Consider the following 24,649-nt stretch of genomic DNA (forward strand, 5'->3'; position numbering starts at 1 on the left):
GGCCGGGCCCCCTTAACACACCAAATGAATTCACATACCCGCATCCACTGGCGGCGATCATCAAGACCCAGGCAAACTCTTTCTACTGTATCGCCACTTGGCCGTGAATGAAACTCGTTTAGTGTTATCCATTTCCGTAATGGATGCTTCAGCAAGCGAGACCTGTTATCGACCCGCGAGATGCTTGTGGGGACCTGCCGGAATTGAACCTCTCGTGATCGACGATGCGCTCACTCCGACGGCCCCCGAGCTGAGCGGCCTCGGCCCAAGGGGCCTGATTCGATTGAGGCGGAGTCGGGCCGCGAAATTGCCGCCGGGAGTGCCATCGCCGGACGGCCAGGTGCCGCGGAATTCACCATCGAGTGCGTTGCCCGCGACATCGGCGATCCCGCCCGACCGGACCTCCAGGAAGATCCGGGCGGATCTTGGGAGTCTGCGGCCGCCGTTCACGACCACGGTCGCAAACTCGGACATCGTCGGAACCCCACTTCCGGACATGATGATGTTGGTCACAGGAATGGATCTCGACCGCATCGGCCTGACGCGCGCCGCGATGTAGTGAGTCGTCGCGCTCACACTGCTTTGATCGAGCCCGGAACGGTCGTCCTGGAGGGCAAGGAGCACCCTGCCTGCCCTCGGCCGGAGCCGCGCGAAAAGGATGCGCGGAGCGACGGTGTCGACGGTGATCGCTCCGAGCGCCTTCAAGGGTCCCGTGGCACCACTCGCGCCCGAGGCATTCGCGCTGAGGAAATAGGTTCCGTCGGCCAGTGCGATCGAGTTGAGTCGCCAGATTCCGTCGGCCCCCGCCCGCGCGGCTCCCAACACAGTGGGGGCGGACTGGTCCGTCGTCCGGGCGAAGACGAGGACGAGCGAGCCGGGCGTCGCCGCGCCGGTGAACTCAGGCGAAGGATCGTTGGTGATCCCATCGCTGTGTGAGGTGCCCGTATCGCTCTCGAAGCTCAGGTTACCGCTCAACACCACCGGCCGAGGGACCACGGTCACGGTGAACGTTAGCGTGGCGGAGGTATCCACGCCTCCACTGGCCGTGCCGCCATCGTCATGCAATCGGACGGTCACGGTCGCTGTCCCACTGACGTCGTTCCCGGGTGTGAAGGTCAAGCCGCCATCGGGCGCGATCGATGGAGCGACGGCAAACAAACCGGGGTTGTCATTGGTGACGAGGAAATCAAGGCGTTGACCGGCCTCATCGAGTGGACCCGTGCGAAGGTTCGTAGCCCACCCGAGGACGCCCTGCGGTCCGCTGCCGGCATAAACCGTCTGGTCGGATCCCCCCGTGAAGCTAGGTGCATCATTGACCGCGTTGACGACCACGGTGAAAGTCCGTGTCGTCACGCTGTGGCCACCATCGGCCGTGCCGCCATCATCCGTCACGGTCACCGTGATGATCGCCGTCCCGCTGGCATTGGCAACGGGCGTATAGCTCAGCGAACCGGTGGCGTTGGGGCTCGTGTACGAGACCGTCGGATCGGCGATCAGCCCCGGGTTGCTCGACGTCGCCGTGATCGTCAACGTCTGCGACTCACTCGGGCCCGCCGTGATGCCCGTCAGGTTGATCGTCTGAACCCCGGCGTCTTCGAGGATCGGCGCCGGGTCGGAGATCGGGTCGAGCGTCGGCGCGTCGTTCACTGCCATGACCGTCACCGTGAAGGTGCGTGTGAACGTGTTGATTCCGCCGTTAGCCGTGCCGCCGTTGTCCGTCACCGTGACGGTGATGGTCGCCGTCCCGCTCGCATTCACAGCGGGCGTATAGCTCAGCGAACCGATAGCGTTCGGGCTCGTGTACGAGACCGTCGGATCGGCGATCAGCCCCGGGTTACTGGACGTCGCCGTGATCGTCAACGTCTGCGACTCACTCGGACCCGCCGAGATGCCGCTCAGGTTGATCGCCTGCGCCCCGGCGTCTTCGAGAATCGACGTCGGGTCAGTGATCGGGTCAAGCGTCGGCGCGTCGTTCACCGCGGTCACCGTCACGGTGAAGGTGTGAGTGACCATATTGAGACCGCCGTTGGCCGTGCCGCCGTTATCCATCACGGTGACCGTAATGGTGGCTGTCCCGCTGGCATTGGCCGCGGGCGTATAGCTCAGTGAGCCAGTGGCGTTCGGGCTCGTGTACGAGACCGTTGGATTGGGGATCAGCCCCGGGTTGCTGGAGATCGCCGACACCGTCAGCGTTTGCGACTCGCCAGTACCTGCCGAAATCCCACTCAGGTTGATCGTCTGGGCGCCAGCGTCATCGAGAATCGCGGCTGGGTCGGGGATCGGGTCGAGCGTCGGCGCATCATTCACCGCGGTGATCGTCACGACAAACGTGCGTGTGAATGTGTTGATTCCGCCGTCAGCTGTGCCACCATCATCCGATACGGTGACGGTGATGGTGGCTGTCCCACTCACATTGGCGACCGGCGTATAGCTCAGGGAACCGATGGCGTCGGAACTCGTGTACGAGACCGTCGGATTGGGGATCAGGCCCGGGTTACTTGACGTCGCCGTGATCGTCAACGTCTGAATTTCACCGGGACCCGCCGTGATGCCCGTCAAGTTGATCGTCTGCGCCCCGGCGTCCTCAAGGATCGGCGCCGGGTCATTGATCGGGTCGAGCGTCGGTGCGTCGTTCACCGCGGTAACCGTCACGGTGAAGATACGGGTGATCGTGTTGAGGCCGCCGTTGGCCGTGCCGCCGTTGTCCGTCACCGTGACCGTGATGATCGCCGTCCCGCTGGCATTGGCGACCGGCGTATAGCCCAGCGAACCGGTGCCGTTGGGGCTCGTATAGCTGACCGTCGGATTGGGGATCAGCCCCGGGTTGTTGGAGGTCGCCGTCACTGTCAGCGTTTGCGACTCACCGAGGCCCGCCGTGATGCCGCTCAGGTTGATCGTTTGCGTCGCGGCGTCTTCGAGAATCGCCGCCGGGTCATTGATCGCGTCGAGCGTCGGCGCACGATTGGCGGCGGTGATTGTCACCGTGAAAGAGTGTGCGAACGTGTTGACGCCGCCGTTGACAGTGCCGCCATCGTCGGTGACGGTCACTGTAATGGTTGCGGTGCCCGATTGGTTGGCCGCCGGAGTGAACGAGAGCGAGCCGGTGGCGTTGGGACTGGTGTACGAGACCGTGGGATCGGGGATCAGGCCTGGGTTGCTGGAGGTCGCCGTGATCGTGAGGGCCTGCGTCTCACCGGGACCCGCCGAAATTCCGGTCAGGTTGACCGTCTGTGCCCCGGAGTTCGCCTGCAAGCTCACATTAGAGAGGGAGGCGAGCGTCGGTGCGACGTTGACGGGCTGATAACGCTGGGCATAGATGCCATAGCCGTTACCCGCCCCCTCCTGATCCTGGTCTTGCCAGACAACGATGGCACGGCCAGTGGCGTCCACCGCCACCGCGGGCTGATTCTGGTTGCCGGCGACGGTGGAGTTGACGCGGAACTCGCTTCCCGAGGGCACGCCGGTGGGGCCGAACTGCTGGGCGTAGACGCCGTCGCCGCTACCGTCCTGCCCCAGGGCACTCTGCCAGACGACCAGGGCGTTGCCCTGGGGGTCGATCGCCACGGCCGGTAGGGTCTGTGAGTTCGCGGTGGTCGTGTTGACCCGGAAGTCATTGCCGAGCGCCACTCCCGAGGCGTTGAACCCCCGGGCGAAGATATCGTCCGCGCCGACGCCATCGGCCCTCCAGGTGACGAAGAAGTTGCCCGACGCGTTCATTGCGATCGAAGGGAAATCCTGGCGGCCGGTCGTGGTGGTGTTGACAACGAACTCGCCTGTGATCGCCGCTCCCGAGGCGTCGAATCGGCGGCCGACGACCCCATTGAGGTTGCCGTCCCTTCCACTGCTGTCCTGCCAGACGATGACGAATTTGCCCGCGGAATCTATCCCCACGGACGGGCTGAGCTGAGCTCCCGCAGTCGTCGTGTTGGCGACGGTCTCGCTCCCTTGCGGCGTCCCCGAGGCGTTGTAACGCTGGAAGTGCACATCGGCATTGGCACCGGAACCGTTCACCCAAGTGACGACGAAGTCGCCGTCGGGGTTCATCGCCACGGCACTGTTCGTTTGGTCGTTCGCGGTGGTCGTGTTCACGCGGAACTCCCCCCCCTGGGGTACGCCGGCCGCGCTAAATCGCTGGGCGAAAATATCGTAGGCGCTTGCGCCGGTGTAGCTCTCCCAGGTGACGACGAAGTCCCCGCTGGCGTCCATCGCCACCGCCGGGTTCGCTTGGACGTCGCCCGTGGTCGTGTTGACCCGGACCTCGCCTCCCTGGGGCGTGCCCACCGAGTTGTACCGTTGGATGAAGATATCGAACGGATCGGGCCCTGAGAAATCCGTCCCCCCCTGCCAGGCCACCACGAAATCGCCGTTGGGGTCCATTGCCACGGCGGGAAATTTTTGCTCGTTGGCAACCGCGGTATTGACGTGGAACTCCGAGCCGGACGCCGCGAGAGAAAGTTGCAGGCGGTCTTCCAGGGACTCGATCAAGAGATGCACGGGCCGACGGCGCGCCGGGCGGCCAGGCGAGCGAACGGACGGAAGCTTCGGCAGGCGCATGAGCGTGTCCCTGGTTCCAGACGATGGCTCGGTGATGGGCCGCACGGTAAATCCGCGGGCCGGTCTCGCCCCCAATCCCGGCGCAGTGGGCGTGGAGAAGTCGCCACATTCGCGACAACACGCTATCAACGATTAATCTAGCACATCAATACGGACTCTTACAAACGATTTCAGATTTCAGTCCAACAGGTTCTATCGATCCTGCCGCTGAATGCGATCGTGCTCGAGATTCGCGACCGCCGCGGATTTCCACCGAGCGAGCAGAACGCCGTGGGACCGAGCACGGACGGGGTGGAATCCATCCGGCGGCCCCCAAGGCCACGGTCGGGCACGCGTGGCGTTCAATCGGGAGGTTTGTCCAGCGATCAGCCGCGCGGTTCGGGATCGGGGATCAAGGCGCTGGGACGAAGCCAGTAAGAAAAATCGGGCGTGGTGAACGCTTGCTGGGTCTCGTCCTTGCCGAGATGGAGGATCATGGGGCGAGTGACACCGGGGAGGAAGCAGACATCGAACAATTCAGTGCAACCGGACGTGAAGTCGAGCCGGCCCACCTCGCGTCCCGTCCGCAGGTCGACCACGGCCACTCCACAATGAAGCCGGGGGTGCCGCGTCTGGACCGGCAGACCGCCGAAGATGTGGGTCTCGCGGATCATGCTCAGGCCCACCAGGGCGAACGGCCCGACCAGGCAGAGACCCCGCAAGTATCCGGGCAGGGTGCAGACGACGTCGTGTCGGAAGGTCGCCGGATCGACCCGCCAGAGTTCGCCGGCCCCCGAATTGAGGACCCAGAGCGCACCGTCGTGGAGGCGGGGCGAATGGGGCATGCTCAGGCCGCGGAGGACGACCGTGTTGGTCTCCACATCGACGACGACTCCCCCCGACGCCTTGTTCGACCTCCAGCCCCCCACGGCGTCGGACTGGCCCAACGCGGTCACGAACTTGGGTCGCCCCTCGGCCATCGCCAATCCATTGAGGTGGCAACGGTCTTCGGGCACCGTCGCCGTGACGAACGGCGGACGCCACTGAGGCACGAAATTGTAGTCACGGCTCGGCGAGGCCAGGCAGGAAAACCGCGTATTCACCATCCAGAGCGCCTCGGCGCCGAAGGCCACGTCGTGGACGTTCAGGTCGCCGGTGAAATAGGCGACCCGTGGCAGGTAGAGGGCGTCATAAGCGCCACGGCGATGCTCCTGAAAGTCGTTGGCCAGGAGGGGTGCGTCGGCAAACATAAAGAGTTGATTGCGGGTGGCGAGCAGAAGCCGCGAGCCGTCCCTGGCCAGTCCCATCGGCTTGTCGAAGTCGCGAAAGAGCAGGGTGACCTGCCGCCCATCCCAGCCAATCAGCCCCACCTTGCCGGCCTGGTAGGTCGTCAGGGCCAGTGTGCCCCCCGCCTCGCTGAGCCACTGGGGGAAGGCGCCCGAGACCGCGCAACCGATCACCTGATCGCGAGGGTCCGGGGTTGAATGCGGACGGGGTTGATTCATCGACCGTTTTTCTGCCCCGAGCCCGGATCATCCACAATCGATCGTTCGTTCACCAGACTCACGCGAAGTCGCGCCCAAATCTTACCAAAGGGGCGAGAGGAACTGACGGGGAGCCCATCAGTGCCGTTCCGGTTCGCGAACGAGAAGGTCCGCCGCCGAATGATGCCGGCTAGCCCCGGGCCGGGAAAATTCCCTGCAGGGCGATGATAAAATTCAGGGCGAGGTACGGCTGCCGGTTCTCATGCCCCTGGTCGCTCCCGGCGACTGAGGTCGATACGGGGGACATCGGGGCGTTGGCCCCCGCCCCACCGGTATAGGTCGTATCGCCCGCGGACGAGGCGGCCCAGGCGGCGCCGGCGGGGGACGAGGCGCGGCCACGACGGGCGAAGCCGACCGCGCCATGGGAGTGGCTCGGCAAGCCGGCCAAGGGGAGAGTGACGGCTTCCGACCCGTCGGCCTCGCCCATGCTGTAGTCGCTCAGGCCAGGGCCTTGGCCCGCGTTGATCGGCACACGGCCCCGTAAGTCGGGCAGAGCGAAGGTCGATTGACCGTTCCCGCCGTAGGTCGTCCCCAGAAGTGAGAACAGCGCGGTGTTCTGGCTGATCGGCAGGATCTGGCCGTTGCACAGGGCCCAGCCCCGCGGGGCGAAGTTGTACGGAACGGCCAGAATCTGACCGAGGAACGGATTCAGCATGGACACTCCTCCACCGGGTGTGGGCGTTGACGCCCCCTCGGAGCCCCCAGGGACGTCAGTTCTGGGTGGGGAACAAGCCATTCAGAGCAATGATGTAGTTGAAGCCCAGGTAGGGCTGCCGGTTCTCGTGGGGCTGGCCCCCACCGACCGAACCGATCGCCTGCACCGCCATCGCGGCGGCGGGGGCTGACGCGGCGTAGAGATTGTCGCCGGAGGTGCTCGCCCAGACCGCACCGCCGGGGCCTGCGCTGTTGCCTGGCTCCGTGGTGCACTGTGGCACATGATCATGACTGGCGATCTGGTTCGGATTGAGGGTGATTTCCTCAGCCCCGCTTCGCTGCCCCAGATTGTAGGCGCTCAGACCGGGCCCCTGGCCATTGTGAATCGGCACGCGACCGCGCAAGTCGGGAAGCGCGAAGGTCGTAATCCCGTCGCCCCCATAGGTCGTTCCCAGGAGCGTGTACAACGCATTATATTCGGCGATCGACAAGAGCTGCCCGTTGCAAATGGCCCAGCCCACAGGCGCAAAGTTGAACGCGACCAGGGCAATGTACGCGAGGAACGGCTCGTCCATCCGAGGATCTCCGGTGGGTTGGCAAGCGCTCTGGCATCGCAGCGGCGCGACCGCCGCCGAACTTCAGTCCCGACTCGGGAAGACTCCCACCAGAGCGATGACGAAGTTCACGACGAGGTACGGCTGCCGGTTCTCATGGGCCTGACCGCCTCCCGTCGCGGTGATCGACCCGGGTATCATGGTTGCGGTGGGAACGCCTCCCGAGCGATACGGCGTGCTGTTGATCGCCGAGCCGGCCCAGACCTGACCCGCGGGACCGACGCTGCTGCCGACTCCCGAGCCTCCTTGCGCCGCATGGGAGTGGCTGGGAAGTTGAGCAACCGTCAGCGCGACCGCCTCGGCCCCCCCAGTCTCCCCCAAGCTGTAGTTGCTCAGACCGGGCCCCTGGCCCGAGTGGACAGGGATCCGGCTCCGCAAGTCAGGGAGGGCGAAGGTGGTGACCCCGTTGCCTCCGAAGGTCGTCCCGAGCAGTGAGAACAACGCCTGGTTCTGGTTGATCGGCAGGATCTGGCCGTTGCAGAACGCCCAGCCCCGGGGCGCGAAATTGAAGGCGACGAGCCCAATCTCGCCGAGGAATGGTTCCATGTCTCGCGCTCCGGTGCCTCAAGACCGTGGTCGAGCGACGCCGCTCAACGTCCTCACCGTTCCCAATTCCGCCTAGTTGAAGACCGCCTGATAGTGGGTCCCTTCCGGGTCTCCCTCCGCGCCGAGCGGCACCAGGAACAAGGTGAGCTCGCCAAACGCTTCGTGCTTCAGGGAATGGATCTGTTGCGGAAGGCCGACCTGAAACGGCCCCCGGAAGATCAGGGAGAATGGCTCCCGTTCCCCCGCCGCGGGGGGCGCGTTATGCAACCTGAGCGGCTTGGCCTCGATGAGTCGGAGTTCCACCGTCTCGCCGGTCTCTCGGATGACCCGGAACAACGGGTCGACGTGCCCCATGAAATCGGAGATTGAGAGCCGATCGCTCATGCGTCACCTTACCCGACATGTTTTTCATCGCGACATCTTATTTTTTTATCGCCGGTGGCGGTGATTGACAATCCGCACCCAGAGGTGCTCGAAAATTCGCCGCGACAAGATAAGCTCGCAGTTAACGTCAATCATTCTGTAGAGTCAAGTACCAAAGATAACTTGAGGAAGTTTTTTCCCTTGAAGGCTGCGGACATAACGGAATTTCGTGGTTCGGCACATTTCAACAAGGAAGGATTCGCCCCCGGCTCGAACCCACTCCGGCGAACTTTCCGACTTCGATCCTTGACAGGCCCGTGAGCTCGTGGACAATCAAGACGCGACAACAACCCTAAATTAAGAAGTGCAACCACAATTTGACAATTTCCACATAGAGATGCGACTCGGCCGGTCGTTCGAGGTTGGACCCTACCTATCCAGGCTTCGATTCCAAGGACGCGTCGCCGCCGTATGTCAGGAAGCAGGACGACCATGATGCGACCGCGACCCATCTGTCGTCGGACGTTCTTGACGGGCCTCTCCGACTTGGGGATGGCTGGCCTGATCGGTTCGACCTGGCCTTCGAATCTAAGGCCAACCACGCTTGCCGAGGAGCCCATCGCAAGTGAAATCCGGGTATTCAGACTGGACGCTTTGACCTGCCAAGACTTCTCGCCTCTTGTGGGGGAATCATTCTTGGCCAAGCCGGAATCGGCCCCTCCCCTCTCCTTAACGTTGATCGAGGCGAAGCTCTTGCGGCCGCAGCTCGTCCCCGTTCCGGGCCTGGCCGCTCGGACTCCGTTCTCGGTCGTCTTCCGGGGTCCGGTCGATTCCCGCCTGGAGCAAGGTCTCTCCCGAGTCCAGCACTGCAGGTTCGGCATCCTCGACCTCTTCCTGGCACCGATCGGCCCCCAAACCGACGTCGCACATTTCGAAGCCATCTTCAGCTAGCGGTACTCCCCCGTGTTTCGACCCAGCAATGCCGATCGAGACGGTGCTGAACGCCGGGCTCTGATCCCCTCCTCCGCTCCGAGGGGCTTGTGGCGAACCCTCGCGGCCCTATTCAGCTTGACGTTGGTGAACGCCAGCCCCCAAGCGCGATCGCAAGAGCGCCAATCCGTCGCTACGCGACCCTCGTCGATGGAACTGCGCGCCGTCGCCGAGATCGAGCGGCTCTCGGGCAGGGTCGAACGAGAGGGGAACCAACCGGCGGGGGCGGTCGTCCGCGTCCTCCTCGGCCATCCTGGTGTCACCAATGCCGACCTCGCCCCGCTCAAGGCGCTCCCGACCATCGAGACCCTGGTGATCACCCAGTGCGCCGTGACTGACGCGGGGCTCGCTCACTTGAATGGTTTAGCGAACCTGCAGCATCTCTTCCTGGCCCGCGTTCGGGTGGGCGATGCGGGCCTCATTCATCTCGCCCGACTTGGCCGGCTCGAGACTCTCGACTTGCAGGGCACCCAGATCACCGACGCCGCGTTCGCCCGCTTGAATGGACTGAAGAAGCTCAAAACCCTGCGACTGTCCGAGACCAGGGTCGCCGGCGCGGGCCTGGAGGGCTTGGTTGGGCTCAAAGTGCTCGACCTCTCGAAGACCCGCGTGACCAGCGCCGGCCTGTCCCCCTTGGCGAGGCTGGGGCGGCTCCAAGAGCTCAACCTCGCGGGAACCAAGCTCGGTGATGTCGGGCTGGCCCACCTCGAGGGCTTGGTCGCCCTCGAAACGCTCGACCTTTCGGGCACGAAGATCGCCGACGCGGGACTCGCCCATCTGAAGGGGTTGACCACGCTTCGGTCGCTTCGCCTCTCCGGAACGAACGTGACAAGCGTCGGTCTGACCTCCCTGACGGATCTGAGCCGACTGCAAGCTCTGGATATCTCCTCAACCCGAGTCGGCGACGCTGGTTTGGCTTCCTTGAAAGGTTGTTCGACCCTCGAAATGATCGACCTCTCGCGGACGAGAGTGACCGACGCCGAACTCACCCACATGAAGGAGCTGACCAAGCTTCAGACGCTCGTCCTCAGCCGCTCGCGGGTGACCGATGTCGGTCTCGCCCGGCTGGAGGGACTCCGGGAGCTCCAGACCCTGGACCTCTCCCACACCCAGGTGACCGCCGCTGGGGCCATGCGGTTTCATCAGAAATCACCAAAGACAACGATATTTCGATAAATCATCGGCTCCGTGGCACTCGACCAGGCTTTGTTTGAGAAATTGGGTCTGGTCCAACTCTGGCGATGATCTTCGCTCAAACCGAGCCGCGCACGCAGCGCAGCGGAGTAAGCCGTCACAGGACTGACGTCCCGACATGCCGGGCGCAACCCGATCGCTTACTCCGCTGCGCTGCGTGCGCGGCTCGGTTCGCAGGAAGCCGCGGCCCGACAGTCGGGATTGCTCCTCCTTTGGTCGTTCCTGACGAACTCGAACCCATTTCTCAAACAGAGCCTAAGCCGTTGGTCTCGGTTTTCTTTGATTTTCTGATGGGTGACCGCGGGGATGCAAAACCCAGTGGGCTTGCATATTATTCAATACTAAAGAAGACTATTTCCACATACTTAGAGCGGTTTGCCGACGAGTTCGCATACTCCCGCCGATTTCAGCCCCAACGGGGCAGCCCAAGAAAGCCCAGGACAACGTCCCCGAAACTCAATAGCGAGGGCGCTTCGTCCGGCGGAAGACAGGGAGCGATCAGCTCCCCGCTCGCCTTTGTAAGGCGAGCGAGGACCAAGCCGCCTCAAGCATTGCCTTCGCCGGACACTTGTGATCTGGCCCGCCTCTCTATTCACTCGCCGCACGGAGCCGCCGGGGCTGGCTTCGCGCAGGGGGGTCGAAGATGGCCGTCTGGCTCGCGATCGCGTCGGGGATGTAGCAGCGGGCGTGCTGCTGGCGATTGGTCACGCCTTGCACGTTGCGCGCGACACGGTCCTGGAAGTCGAAGAGGGTCAGCGGACGATCGGCTTCGCTGGTCAACCGGGAGCGACCCTGGACGTTCAGCGAGTCGAGAATGCCGACGGCAAATGCACCGTGGCCGCGCGAGACGACGGACTGGCTCGGCCCATGAATCGAGGAGACCATCGTAATGACGTTGCGGCGATAGAGCAGCCGCGCCCACTCGTTCAGGCCGCGATTCGTCTGAGGGGGCGCCGGCCGTTTCTCGTGGAGCGTATCGAGCATGAGCATCACGGTGCAGCCATAGTCGGCAAGCTGGCCGAGCGTCTCGGCAATGACCGTGGTGGAAATCGACGCCGTCGCCGCCGTGCGGAGGGTGCTATCGGCGGCCAGGATCGTCGCGTCCTTGCCATGGGTCAGGAAGTGGGAGTCGATCGTGACGAAGACGCTGTCCCCCTGGCCGAGTTTCCCCTGATCGCGTTCGTCATCGAGGGTCTTGAATGCCGCAAGGATCCGCTCCGTGGTGGCGTCTGCCCCGAGGATCGGGCGGACATCCACGCGTTGGAACCGTGACGCGCCACCCGGTGCGCCGAGGAAGGCCGCGACGTCACGGGTATCTTCCGTGGCGAACGGAATCCGCGGCAGACCCGAATCGCCCGTTCCGAAACGGTCGGCCCCAATCGCCAGCACGACCAGCCGAGGGGGCGCCTCCTCAACCGGTTTCGGAGGTTCCGGAGCGATCACCTCGAAAACGTTGGTTCGCTCCTTCGCGAGACTGTTGACCGCAACCACGCTCACCTTGTGAATCCCAGGGTTCACGTTGACCGTCAACTCGCGGTCGACGGCGGCGATCGGCGGGTCGAACAAAAGCTCGCTGACCTTGCCGCTGTCGACCAGCACGCGAAGCGCACTGATCAAGCCGCGCCCCGCGACACCATCCTCGGTGGTGGCATGGACCCGGATCGGCACCGCCCCGCCCCCACCCCCGACGACGAGCGGTTCGAACCCGGGCCGCGCCAGGCCGAGAATCTCCAGGCGAGGCAGCCGGTCTTCGGCCACGATCTGTTCCGGCTGACGCAACGGAGCCGGTTCACCCGGCGCGGGGTCGAACGCTCCCAGGTCGGCCGTCTGGAGCAGGCGGTCGAGCTCGCTCGGCTTTCTCAGCTCTTTCTCGAAGTTGTCGAACGAAAAGTAGTCGGTCGACTCGGTCGGGGCGAGGCGGTTGCGGTGCCAGCCGAGATACTTGCGGTCGCCGATGGCCGAGGTGTCGTAATAGCCGCGCGGAGTCCAAAGGACCCACTCGCGATCGAGGGCGGGGAAGAGGGAGATGGCGGGGGCATCGCGTTTGGTCGTGATCAACTCGACCCGCTTGCCGGCCCGAAGCACCACGAACTCGATCTTGGTGTTGGGGAGCACCTTGTCCAGTTGGCCGATCTCAGACGTCTCCTTGGCCGCGATGTAGAGCTTCTGGACCTGATCGCCGACATGCAGGTCCATGACCTCGGCAAAGCTCCTCGGTTCCACCGCGGCTACGGAAATCTGGCCGCCGGCCGCCGTGTCGAAGCGAGCGCCGAGGGGTGGCAGTGTGTCGCAACCCGCCAGCCGCCAGAAACGGACCGTCTGATCGGCCGACCCGGTGGCCAGCCAGACACCGTCAGGCGAGGGTGCCAAGCTATAAACCGGTCCGCTGTGCCCGGCATAGATCCGCGTCCGCGCACCATCTTGGAGCCGGAAGAAGATGACGCCGACTTCCGAACCGACGGCCAGCATCGGCAGCGGGTGGGTCGGGCTCTTGGGGATGAAGCTGTACGACCACCAGCGCCGGTCGGTGTTGGGATCGAGCTTGAGCCGATAGCCTTGGCCCTGGGCGTTCCTCAAGTCGAGCGTGTACGGATCGATCGGTTGAACCTTCCAACCGTCGAGCGTGGAAACGGCTCGGCTGAGTTCCCCGCGATCGAACAACGTCACGCGCTGACCTCTGAGGTCGAAATCCTCATACTTCGGCGCCGGCCCAGGGAGGTCGGGGCGACTCCGCGAGAAGCCGACCGTGCGGCCGTCCGGGCCGAACCCGAGATCCCAGATACTGCTCCCCTGCCCTGCCAGTTCGATCGGCGGCCGATTCGGATCGGCGAGCTCACGAATCGTAATCCCTTGCGTGTCCCCCCCCGCGAACGCCAGCCGCTTATCGTCGGGACTGAAGGTGCAGGCATTGACCAGGTTCGAGACGCGAGCCAACCTCGACGTGACGGCCCCTTGGGGCATCGTCCGTAATTCCACGTCGCACTCGACGCTCGGAAGATCCGAAGAGCGGACGAGACGATGGCTGAGGACGCTCGACACCAGCTGGTTCCCGTCGTGGCTGACCGCCAGTGCCTCGACGGCCCCTTGGCCGTTCTCCCCTCGGGGAAGCAAGGTCTCGTTCGCCAGGTTCGCCAGGTCAAAGCGGACCAGGTCCCCATTTTCCCGCCCGATCACCACCCAGGTCCCTTTGGGACTGACCACCAACGCATTGATGGCGTCTCCGGCGGGATCGGCCGGATTCTGCCGGGCAGGGTTCGGCCGCGCGGTGGCGATGATCGCGCCTCGGGCGACATCCCAGAGGTTGAGCAAGCCATCGGCCCCTCCGGTGACGAGCCGGCGGCCGCTGGGAGTGTAGGCCAAGGTATTGACCGGACCTTTGTGCCCGGTCAACACCGACGTGGTGGTTCGGGTTTGCAGACCCCAGATACGGACCGTGGCGTCATTGCTCCCGGAGGCCAGGAACTGCCCCGTCGGATCAAAGGAGAGGCACATGACGCTCATGCCGTGGCCCCGGGGTGGCCCCGACGGGAGCTGAGAATCGACCTCCCCGGTCGTCCCATGCTCCAACCCCGGGAACCGAAACAGGTTGATCTCGGCCCGGTTGCTGTCGACTCCGATGCCGGCGACGGCCAGGAGTTTTTGACCGCGCGCGTCGGCCGCGGGCGAGAGCGCCATGGCGTAGATCGAGCCGGCGTAGCCCCGCCAGATCCGCGGCCGAATCGTCCGCACAAGCCGAGGCCGGGGATCGCCGAGATTCCAGACGTTGACGACCTTGTCCATCCCGCCGGAGAGGATCGTCGAACCGTCGGCCGCCGTGAAGATCAACGAGCGCACCGGCGCCGAGTGGCCTCCGCTATTGACGACCGGAATCGGCTGGGTGATGTCCCCGAGATTGGCCTGGGCCTCGGCCCGCCCCCCCCAGACGGCGGAGATCAGGAACAAGGCTCCGCCACGAATCCAACAATGTCGGTGTCGGTACATCAAGCTGATTCCACTCCCCTCGGTGAGAATTCTCCCCGAGGTTGACCTGAGATGCGTCGACTCATGCCCACGCCGGTGTGGCACGCTCAACTCATCCCCTTGGAATACCTTCGTGGTTCGAGAGCCGGCGCCTGGTTTCGCATCGCAGATTCTACTGTCCCGCTCATAGGGGTGTGACACAGCTCCCCGATTCCGACCGATGCTTCCGCACGGACTTGCCTTAACAATTGGCAACAAAAGAGTCATCAGAACCACTGCTTCGACCGATTATTCTAGCATAATCCCAACCTCCCGACGCGGAGGCCGGGTTTCGGGTAATTACTGTGGCACGAGGTCGAAACTAATACCGACCACCTGGGTTCAGGGGTACGGGGGAACTCATTCCGATGAGGAAACGTCGAAATAGGATCCTAACCCTTGGGCTATCAGCCCTCGCGTTTTCTGCGGCCATTCCGGCCCCGGCCTTCGAGTGGCCCTGGCGCACCCGATCGTCGAGCTGTCAGCGGTGCGGACAATCCGTCCGGTACTTCGCGTCGTCGGGCCATTCCTGCCCGGCCACCATGCCGATGCCCGCCCCGATCCCTTATTCTCCGATGATGGCCCCGCCATCGGCCGGTTACAACCCGATGGCGATGCCTCGTCCCGGCGAGCCCTTGCCGGTCGGTCCGTCAACCCAGCCCTCGATGGGTGGTCCCGGGGCGAGTCAGTTCCCACCGGCCGAGGGAGCAGCCCCGCCCGCCGGCGCCGAGGGAGCGACCCCGCCCACCGGCGCCGAGGGAGCGACCCCGCCCACCGGCGCCGAGGGAGCGACCCCGCCGGGTGCGACTGCGGCCACGCCTCCCGCCCCGTCGTCGGGATTGGGAGGGGGTCTGAGCGAGCCGCAAGGCGCACTGAATATGTTCGGCGACGTGGCGCCGGTCTCCCGCTTGGCGATCCTTCAATCCACTCGACCGGGCTTCGTACCGCCGCCCCCCCCCGAGCCACCGAATCGACCGACTCGCTTTCCCTCCGAGCGAATGAAGTCCGCCGCTTTCGTGCCGAGCGTACGTAACTTCAAAATCGCCGACAATCAAACGCCGATGCCCGTCGATCGGATCACTTATAGTTTCAACTTCTTCGACGACGTCAACGGCGCCATCAACAAACGGTTCAACGTCCCGCTCTCGGACATCCAGGCCTATCGCCACGTCTTCGGGTTCGAGAAAACGTTTTTCGATAAGAATGCGTCGTTCGGCATGCGGCTTCCGCTCAATACGTTGACCGCCAATAGCTCGATCCGCAACCTCGGATCGACGAGCACCTCGCTCGGCGACCTCACCGCCTTCGTCAAGTACGCGCTCTGGATCGACCGGGAACAAGGTCGGGTGATCTCGACCGGGTTGGCAATCACCATGCCCACAGGTCCGGCCACGTTCGGCGGAGCCAACTACCTTCGAGGGCTGCACTACACCAACTTGCAGCCGTTCATCGCGGGACAGTGGACCTGGGGCAACCTCTACGCCATCAACTTCACTTCGGTCGATGTCCCAACCAGTTCGCGTGACGTGACGCTCTTGTACCAAGACTTCTCGCTCGGTTACTTCCTCTATCGTAACCCCAACCCGAACGGCTTCATCCGGTCGATCGCGCCTACGATCGAAAGCCACGTCAACGTGGCGTTCAATCATAATAACCCGTTCGATCGCAGAGACATCATGGCGACGAGCCAAGTGGTCGGATTGACCGAAGGCTTGAACGTCTTCTTCAAGAACAACTCGGTCCTCTCGTTCGGCGTGGTCGAACCGGTCACAGGGCCGCGACCGTTCAACATCGAAGCCATGCTCCTGTTCAACACCTTCTTCTGATCCCAACCGGATCCGAGCACGCAACAACACCTTCCCCGAGTACGGCCGGCCCGGCCGGTGGAATCGGACCTGGTGACCCGCTGATCGGGATGCCACCAGGTCCAATTCCACCAGCCGGGCCGGCCGATTGGCAGTTCCCGACGGGCCCCCGCTCCCACCTCAGTTCGAGGTGGGAATCCCGGCCTCGGCGTTAGACCCCTCTCGGTCCTCGGTGGAGCGTTTTCCTCCCGCGGGTCGGAGCCGACGAGGCGGACGCTGCGGTTTGTACCTGGACCCCCTGGATGAAGGTCGCCTGATAGTCGGACCCGGTTCTCACGCGCACGCCACCATCGTTGCCGTCCAGGAAGTTGCCCGCCTTGTCGGTCAGGCCGCCGGGCGCGGTTCCAACCACGCGGAGGCGGAATGCCGTGTTTCGAGGGACCGGCCTGGCGAAAGTCACCGTGACGGTCCGGTAAATATCGTCGTAAAAGACGTTCGCCACCGGAATCCGCGCTCCAAAGCGCGAGTTCCGCCGGATCGTTGTGATGACGTAATTGGCCGGATTCATCGCGCGTTGAGCATCGAGATAGGTGGTGAAGATCACCCCGAGGCCGTTCACCGTGCCCGCCGACGCCCCCGAGACCAGGCCGACCCGCTCAACCTGCGGCCCTTCCGACAACTCACGAACCTGCACCCCTCCCGAGGTGTTGAATCGAATATCATTGCCTGCGGGCGCGGAGGCGGGCGCCACGAAGTTCCCCGGTCCCGAGTAGAGGAACACTCCGAACGAGTTGCCCAGCCCGCGAGTCCCCACGCGATTGGTCCCGATGAAATTGCCGAGGATCGCGTTGTTCGTCGCGTTGTCACCGAGGATCTGGATCCCGATCGATCGATTCCCGGAGATGACGTTCCCAGCGCCCGGGGTGCTCCCGCCGATCAGGTTACCCGACGCGTCGTTGACGAAGATCCCCTGAGCATTGCCGAGCCGGCCCGTCCCGAGGGCATCCGTACCGATCAGGTTCCCCTGGATCACGTTCCCGGTCGCAACGCCTGGAGGGTTGAACATCGGTTGGCCGTTGAAGACCGTCGCATCATTGAAGATCTGGATCCCCACCGACGCATTGCCCGAGATCAGGTTGCCCATCCCGGGCGTGTCACCGCCGATCAGGTTCTGGGCTGAGCCCAGCATGACCACCCCTTGGAAGTTCGGCACCGACGCCGTCCCCGTGACATCCGTACCGACATAATTACCCATCACGTGGTTGAACACCGAACCAGGACCGACCAGGTAAATGCCGACGCCGCGGTTGCCCGAGATGATGTTGCGTTCCGCCCGCGTCAGACCACCGATCGTATTGCCGGTGATGTTCTGGATCTGGATGCCGTCCCCGTTGCCGATCGCCTGGGTACCGGAGAGGTCGGTGCCGATCCGATTGCCCACGACCCGGTTGCCTCCGGCCCCCTCGAGCAGCAGGCCGATCCCGGCGAACCCGTTGATCACCAACGACTGCACCGTGGAGTGGCCACCGGCAAGCGTCAAACCGTCGACTCCGGCCCCCGCAAGGCTCCCGTTGATCTCGATGAGCGGTTCCCCTTGGAAACCGGGCTGACTCGACCCGTCGATGAAGACCGGGTACGCGATCAAAGGCAAGGGAGTGAGCGGAGAAATCCGATGCGGCCCCGCGCCTGGGATATTGAAGGTGATCGTCGTCGGGATCTGATCCGCGTTGACATCGTCGATCACGAACCGGAGCGAACCCGGCCCGCTGTCCGCATCGGTCGTGACGATGTCGTTCGAGAGAACGGTGGCAGTGGTCCGGACCGTCGTCATGACCCCTTGGGGATCCTGGATCACCACCGTCACAATATAGGGAACCCCCGGAGCCGTCTCTCTCAGATAGAGATGTGACCCGTTGACCAGGAAGCTCCCCTCCCCGTCAGGAACGACCGTTCCCGCCGAGGGGGCCGTCCCATCGCCCCAGTTGATGACCGCGGTAAAGCCCGTTTCCGCCGCGAGTAACGCATTCCCCAGCACAAAGCTGGGGGTGAACGAAACGAGTGGCTTCGTGAACGCCTGATCCTCAGTCACCGTGATCGGCAACGGAGTCACCACGAGGACCGAGGAAGCAATCAGCGCGGTGCTGTGGATCGTGGTCACGCTGCCGCCGACGTCGGTGACGGTGAACGTGACGCCGCTGAGGATTGTGGTCGTCGTGTTCGGTTGGTCGGCGACGTTCACGTTGACCGGAAAATTACCGGGGTTCTGGTACGTATGGGAACCAAGCACCTCGAACGTCGAACCGGTGGAGCTGCTCGTTTGGGTGACCGTCCCCGACGTCGGGGCCGTGCCGTCTCCCCAATCGATCGTCGCGGTGAAGTTGCTGGCCGGTTCCCTGGTATCGGAGTCGGAGAACTGGCCGACGCCCGTGTTCGTCAACGGAATCCCCGCCTCACCGCTGATCGTGGTCGGGATCGGGGTCACCGGCGGATTGGCGGCGTTGACAATGTTGACCTGTTCAATATTGGCCAACGTGATCGTGGGGAAATTCGCAATGGTGACGGTCGTCCCCGTAAACTTCACGGTTCCTCCGCCCGCATCAATGCTCAGGGTGTCGGTACCGGTTCCCCCGTCGAGCAGAAGGCCCCCAGACCCCAAGCCCGAGGGGAGAACCGTGAACTGGTCATTGCCCCCCCCTGAGTTGATGGCGGTCGCCACCCCTGGAGCCGTCGCCAAGACGCGAATCTGGTCCGCGACTTCGCTCGAGAGGATCGTCAGCGAGGCGAGCCCAGCCGCCGCGGTGGGCGTATTCAAGGTAATCACCTGACCAAGCCCAGACACCGACCCGTCGCGAGTCAGGTTGAGCTGGACATTCGTCTTGTTGGCAAAATCGATCAGTTCGAAACCTACCGGGGTATCACCACTGTTGATCTCCGTCGTCTGAACTCCCTGAACGAGCGGCCCGTTGACCACGTTCAAGGCGACCGCGCTGGTCGGCGCAACGAAGGTGAAATTGGTCGCGGGAACCGTGTCGAGGATCGGACTCAGGTTGAGGAATTGAATGAATGAGTTCGCTTGAATCCGGGTGTCCGTCAGAGAAATGAACCCGTCGGTGGAATTACTCGCCCCATACGTTTCGTCCGTGAACGATCCGCCCTTCAGCACCAACGCGTTGATCCCGGCGTTGCCGTTGTAGACCAGGCCGGAGCCCGAGGGAATCGGGTTCCCGCCCGAGAAGTCGACAGTCAGCGTATCGGCGCCGGAACCGCCTAGGTAACTCAACCGGGCGAGACTCGTGCTCTGGAACTGGATCGGCTGGGCCATCAGTCCGGAAATCAGTCCCTGAGCGAGCGTTGCGGTGACATTGGCCTTCGTGTTCGTCCCATCAAGGACCAGGTTCATATTCCGCGCATTACCCAGAAAGCTCAACGCTCCGCCAATTGCCGGCCCGAGCACGACGTGGATCGCATCGGCGGGCGTCGTCGAGGACGCCCCGCTGCCGTCGATCGCCAGGCTGCTCGTGGTCCCAAGAATCTCGACCGTATCGGTTCCGACCCCCGGGTTGATGCTCGTCGCCGCGCTCGTGTTGTTGACGGTGAACGCGTTGCCCCCGCTCCCGCCCCGGATGGACAACTGGCCGATCTGCCCCGGAGTCCAACCAATCAGCGCAGGCGACCCCCCCGAGACCGAGGTGGGATTGACCGTCCAATTCCGCCCGACGGTGCCGCCCGAATCGTCGAGCGTCAACGATGTCGGCGTCGTCTGCCCCGGCTGGACGCCAATGGTCAACGGCTGGCGAATCCCTTGGAGAGTCGAAGTACCCCCCGGAGTGGTGCCGACATTGACGGCATCAAACCCGGTGACCACCGTGGGGGCATCAATGGATCCGATCGTCAGGTTGTTGACCTGACTGTTGCTCGAGGAAATCGCCAGGCTGGTCACGGAGGAGGCTGGGCCGGTCACCGTATTGGTGCCAGCGCCGGTCCATCCGAGTGAGATGGCCGAGTCCGACAGGCCGATCGTTTGGGACAGATCGGTAATCGTATAACTGCCGACCGCACCGCTGGAAACGATCGACAGCTCGTTGGTCGTCCCCACCCCTGTGGACTCGGTATACGTCAGCGGGCCGGCGGAGGAGGTGCTGGAAGCCGTGATATCCAGGAATGAGAGCAGGCACCGATGCTCGAGCGACTCGAACCTCGCCGTGTGCCCCAGAACGCGACGCGGTCGGTCCCGCTTCAAATTTTTCGATTCGGAGGGGTTGTTACGCCAGTCGTAAAAAGAAAGCATAAATGAATCTCGTAAAAAATTCGACTCTTGGAGGGCCAACCACTCTCTCTTACCGCGAACTCCGAAAAACCCCCGGCGTCAACATCGACAAGCAACCGACCGGCTCGCGAGCGGAAGAAGACGCAAGAATGAACGTCTCACCAGGGCAAGCCGTGACGTCGGCACGACCGAATTATCCCGCAACCCAGCAAGCCATGACATGCAATAATCTCGAGGCCGGCCAGAATTCCCATTCTCATTAAACCGGATAAACCTCGCAAAACTCAAGAATGCCGTCGATTTCATTCATGGCACTTTGAGTGCATCGTGGCGGTGGGGCGGAGCCGGCACTCATTGAGGACATGCCGGATCGACCACGAGTCGGACGGCGGGCTCGCACGTCGAGTGACAGGCGGTTGCCAACGCTCGGATATGGACCGCGTCCCTTGCGACCGCTCTCCTCAATTCGTACTCTTGGGAACGTCCGACTCCAGGCCTGCGTGGCTTTTCGAATTCCTCGTCGCGACAACCCGATCCCTGGCACCATCGACCGGATTCCCCTTTTCGCCAGTCACAACATCAACAGTCATTGATTTCGACCATGGCTCGACAAATCATATTGGGACTCGGCGCCGGCCAGTGCGGTCTCGAACTCTTCTCGGAAATCCTCGGGCGGCAGCCCTCCACCCACGTCACCTGCCAGCAGCCTCCGCTGCTGCCGTGGAACCGGGTTGAGGGAGCGCCCGGAGTCCGCGACCGGCTGACGAGACTGCTCGCCACCACGCCGGACCGGTTCATCGGCGACGTGGCGTCGTTTTATCTGCCGTATGTCGAGCAAGCCGTCGCCTTCGACCCGACGATGCGCATGGTCTGCCTCAAGCGCCCCGCCGACGAGATCGTCGCCGGCTTCCTGGCCGCGTTGAACCAGAACCCACGGACGCCGATCGACCATTGGTCCGAACAGCCGCGGCCTCCGTTCGAGCATCACCTGCTCTGGTCGAGGACTTTTCCCAAGTATGACGTCGCCGATCGCGAGTCGGGCATCCGACGGTACTGGGCCGAGTACTATGCGATCGCGGACGAGTGGAGCCGGCGGTTTCCGGAGCAATTCCGGGTCGTCGACACCGAGCAGCTCACGACCGCGGCAGGGGTCCTGGACCTGCTCGCGTTTTGTGGATTCCCTTGGTCCGACCAGGTGGTGGTCACGGGGAAGAGTCCGAGCGTAAGGGTCCATCCGGCCCCTGAGCCTCCGCCTCATCCGTACCCGAACCCGCTCGATCCGCAACGGTGCATCGTCCTCGTGCCGTTTGCAAGCTTCATCCAGCATGACTGCGACCAGAGTCTCAAGGAACTCGAGCGACGGGGCTATCCGGTGCGTCGCGTCGGCGGCTTCTCGCAGATCGACCAGGCGCGGAACGTGCTCGCCACCGAGGCGCTGCTCGAGGGGTTTGAGGAGACCCTCTGGATCGACTCCGACATCGCGTTCGACCCCAATGACGTGGAGAAACTTCGCCGCCATCACCTGCCGATCGTCTGCGGAATCTATCCCCAGAAGGGGAAGCACTCGCTCGCCTGTCACATGATGCCGGGAACGTCGTCGACGGTCTTCGGCCAGGAGGGCAACCTCGTCGAATTGCTCTACGCGGCCACGGGGTTCCTGCTCGTCCGCCGGGAGGCCTACCTGAAGGTCCAGCGCGAGCTGGTGTTGCCGACCACGAACGAACAGTTCGGAAAACCGATGATCCCGTTCTTCCTGCCGATGATCCGCCCGCACCACGATGGGTCCTGGTACCTGGCGGAAGACTACGCGTTCTGCCAACGGGCGCGCGACTGCGGATTCAAGATTTACGCCGACACGACGATCCGGCTCTGGCACATCGGAACCTACCGGTACGGTTGGGAGGACGCGGGGATCGACCGACCTCGGTTCCCCACATTCACCCTCAACTTTCGCGACGGGGGCCAGGTCGATCCGCCCGGCCTGGCCGATCTTGCCGATCCGGCCGCGCGGGCGTTCGTCGCTCGCCACCCTTGGCCCGACAAGAAGCCCGAGGTGCCACCGCCGCCGATTCGCAACTGGTTGTTTCCCTCGACCCGCGAGGTGTTAGAACGGACCATCCCGGAGGACGCTCGGGTGATCGTGGAAGTCGGCTCGTTCACCGGCCGATCCACCCGATTTCTCACCGACCACGCCCCGGCCGCGATCGTCATCGCGATCGATCACTGGCGCGGGAGCCCCGAAATGGCGAACGACCCTGAATTGGTCGCCTGGCTCCCTCGGCTCTACGAAACCTTCCTCGCCGAGTGCTGGCTCTATCGCGACCGGGTGATCCCGGTTCGCCGCTCGTCGGTCGAGGGCCTCCAAGAAGTCGCCGCCGCCGGCCTACGGCCCGACGTCATCTTCATCGACGCCGACCACTCGTACGAAGCGGTACGTGCCGACCTTTCAAGCACGCTCGATCTGTTCCCACAGGCTCGGATCATCGGCGACGACTGGAATTGGGAGAGTGTCCGCCAGGCGGTCCAAGCGGTCTGCCGCGAGCGGGGTCTCCAATGCGAGGTGCTCGGTGTCGGCTGGCGGATTCGACCGGTCGACGAGACTCAAGCACATCGCCAAAACGCTTGAATAACGCGACCAATCGCGACTTGACAAGATGACGCAAACATACCAATACGCAATTATACAATTTTGTTACGAAACACCGAGCGCGGTCGGATCTTCTTGAGCCGAGCCTTCTCCAACCGAGCCGCGCACGCAGTGCGACGGGGTAATCGTTCACGGACTGATGTCCCGTGATACCGAGCGCGGTGAGATCGCTTACTGCGCTGCGTGCGCGGCTCGGTTCAAGCGAGTGAATCATCGCGGTAGTCGACCCAGCCCCCAATTTCTCGAGCAGAGGCTAAGAGCAAATGGCCCACTGCGTCCCCCAGTTCAGTCCCCAAAACCTGAGTTTTCAGGTGAATTGACTGACCGTCACGAATCTGGGGGGAGTGGACACTTGCGCCCCCCTCCAACGACGCAGAGAACAAAACAGCTTGTGCCGACGGTGGGGGATTCTGGGGCGAAGCGATGGCGCATCAAAAAGGCCCCGGATTGACTTGGTAGTCAACTCAATCCGGGGCGCTGACGCTCAATCCTCTCGGGAGTGGCCCAAGGGGGTCTGAACTTCCCGAAGTCTCCCGTGGCCGCTCAGGCCGAAGCCTGCAATGCCCTGCGGCGGCGTAACCCTGCGAAGCCGAGGATACCGAGGCCCGACAGGGCGAGGGTCACCGTCGACGGTTCAGGGACTGCGGCCAGTCCGGTGAGCTTCGTCTGACCGTTCGTTGTAAACGATTCGTTGGCGTTAAGATTGGTGTAGGATGTCACGCTCTGCAGCGAGTACGTCCCGCTGACGGAGAAGGGGCTAGAGTCGCCGGTCCCGGTGACAGAGGCCAGCGTCGAAACTCCCTGGATGACGGAACTTGTGTATCCAGCGTCGGAGTTACCTCCCCCACCGGTATTCGAAAAGAGACTGTTGAGGATCACAGAGCCGCTCGGCAAGTTGTAGTTGTTTTCAGTGGCCGTAATCGTGACGCTGCTGATCGGTCCCCCACCTCCGTTGGTTCGCAGATCGGTCGTCTGATTGAACAACTGGGCTACGGTACCGCCGGGCGAGTTGTCGGAGATCGCAACCTTGATCGCAATTCTCGAGCTACCGAGCCCCGTACCTGTGGCGGAAGTGCCCACCACTGATCCGGACAGGTCGAGGACGAGGTAAAGATCGTAGGAAGAGCCGACGTGGAAGGAAAAATTCCCGCCGCCTTGGCCCCCTAAGTACGACGTGACGTCCGTCGTCGCGTTGCTACCGACCTTGATTCCGAGCGAGAGACTGGCATCCGCAGACCGAGTTGTCATCAGGCTCAGGATGGCCGCCGCCGAAATCACTGTCAGAGTCGATTGCAAAAACCGGTTCATAAAATAGGCTCCTCTCGAGATCGTTGACGAAGAGATAGTCGCCGTTGCTCCGTTTCGGAGTCGAACCCCCAGGGTAAAGTCAGGATCCCACCACATGCCCCCCATGGCATCACGTGCGAAATCCAACAAAACGTATTACCCCCAACGCATTCCTGGATCCGGGCGATCATTCTGCCCAGTCCTTT

Annotated in this window: 13 protein-coding genes; 4 read left to right on the top strand and 9 right to left on the bottom strand. The window is 63.4% G+C overall.

What is annotated here, in order from left to right:
• Nucleotides 1-165 precede the first annotated feature (165 nt).
• From BUS42_RS10915 to BUS42_RS10940, 6 genes are all read right to left on the bottom strand, one after another.
• Nucleotides 166-4,554, bottom strand: coding sequence for a beta strand repeat-containing protein (locus tag BUS42_RS10915; protein WP_074306939.1), 4,389 nt, complete (start codon nucleotides 4,552-4,554; stop codon nucleotides 166-168).
• A 365-nt stretch (nucleotides 4,555-4,919) separates the two neighbouring features.
• Nucleotides 4,920-6,038: a TIGR03032 family protein gene (locus tag BUS42_RS10920; protein ID WP_074306940.1), complete on the bottom strand. Its 1,119-nt coding sequence runs from the start codon at nucleotides 6,036-6,038 to the stop codon at nucleotides 4,920-4,922.
• 169 nt (nucleotides 6,039-6,207) lie between these two features.
• A complete protein-coding gene (locus tag BUS42_RS10925) occupies nucleotides 6,208-6,732 on the bottom strand; it encodes a phage tail protein (RefSeq protein WP_074306941.1) in 525 nt (174 codons plus the stop codon).
• 55 nt (nucleotides 6,733-6,787) lie between these two features.
• The gene (locus BUS42_RS10930; RefSeq protein ID WP_074306942.1) at nucleotides 6,788-7,306 is read right to left on the bottom strand and encodes a phage tail protein; all 519 of its coding nucleotides are present in this window, start codon (nucleotides 7,304-7,306) and stop codon (nucleotides 6,788-6,790) included.
• Between the two features lie 63 nt (nucleotides 7,307-7,369).
• Nucleotides 7,370-7,891 (bottom strand): phage tail protein, encoded by a 522-nt coding sequence (locus tag BUS42_RS10935; RefSeq protein WP_074306943.1) that lies wholly within the window; start codon nucleotides 7,889-7,891, stop codon nucleotides 7,370-7,372.
• Between the two features lie 72 nt (nucleotides 7,892-7,963).
• Nucleotides 7,964-8,275 carry a DUF6916 family protein gene (locus tag BUS42_RS10940; protein ID WP_074306944.1) on the bottom strand — a complete coding sequence of 104 codons (312 nt, stop codon included), beginning with the start codon at nucleotides 8,273-8,275 and terminating at the stop codon, nucleotides 7,964-7,966.
• A 531-nt stretch (nucleotides 8,276-8,806) separates the two neighbouring features.
• Here BUS42_RS10940 and BUS42_RS46395 point away from each other — a divergent pair.
• A complete protein-coding gene (locus BUS42_RS46395; RefSeq protein WP_410001702.1) occupies nucleotides 8,807-9,205 on the top strand; it encodes a DUF6916 family protein in 399 nt (132 codons plus the stop codon).
• A gap of 189 nt (nucleotides 9,206-9,394) precedes the next feature.
• Nucleotides 9,395-10,420: a leucine-rich repeat domain-containing protein gene (locus BUS42_RS10950; protein ID WP_083670139.1), complete on the top strand. Its 1,026-nt coding sequence runs from the start codon at nucleotides 9,395-9,397 to the stop codon at nucleotides 10,418-10,420.
• A 606-nt stretch (nucleotides 10,421-11,026) separates the two neighbouring features.
• Here BUS42_RS10950 and BUS42_RS10955 read toward each other — a convergent pair.
• A complete protein-coding gene (locus BUS42_RS10955) occupies nucleotides 11,027-14,419 on the bottom strand; it encodes a WD40 repeat domain-containing protein (RefSeq protein ID WP_074306947.1) in 3,393 nt (1,130 codons plus the stop codon).
• A gap of 593 nt (nucleotides 14,420-15,012) precedes the next feature.
• On the opposite strand from BUS42_RS10955, the gene BUS42_RS10960 reads away from it, so the two are divergent.
• On the top strand, nucleotides 15,013-16,263 hold the full coding sequence (locus BUS42_RS10960) for a hypothetical protein (protein ID WP_254053436.1): 1,251 nt from the start codon (nucleotides 15,013-15,015) through the stop codon (nucleotides 16,261-16,263).
• 190 nt (nucleotides 16,264-16,453) lie between these two features.
• On the opposite strand, the gene BUS42_RS10965 is transcribed toward BUS42_RS10960, so the two are convergent.
• Complete coding sequence (locus BUS42_RS10965; protein ID WP_074306948.1) at nucleotides 16,454-20,530, bottom strand: beta strand repeat-containing protein; 4,077 nt, start codon at nucleotides 20,528-20,530, stop codon at nucleotides 16,454-16,456.
• 580 nt (nucleotides 20,531-21,110) lie between these two features.
• Between BUS42_RS10965 and BUS42_RS10970 the strand changes: the two genes are divergently transcribed.
• Nucleotides 21,111-23,135: a class I SAM-dependent methyltransferase gene (locus tag BUS42_RS10970; protein ID WP_074306949.1), complete on the top strand. Its 2,025-nt coding sequence runs from the start codon at nucleotides 21,111-21,113 to the stop codon at nucleotides 23,133-23,135.
• Nucleotides 23,136-23,699: 564 nt separating this feature from the next.
• Here BUS42_RS10970 and BUS42_RS44990 read toward each other — a convergent pair.
• Nucleotides 23,700-24,464: a PEP-CTERM sorting domain-containing protein gene (locus BUS42_RS44990; protein ID WP_074306950.1), complete on the bottom strand. Its 765-nt coding sequence runs from the start codon at nucleotides 24,462-24,464 to the stop codon at nucleotides 23,700-23,702.
• Between the last annotated feature and the right edge of the window lie 185 nt (nucleotides 24,465-24,649).

The organism is Singulisphaera sp. GP187 (assembly GCF_900129635.1).
Classification (GTDB): Bacteria; Planctomycetota; Planctomycetia; order Isosphaerales; family Isosphaeraceae; genus Singulisphaera.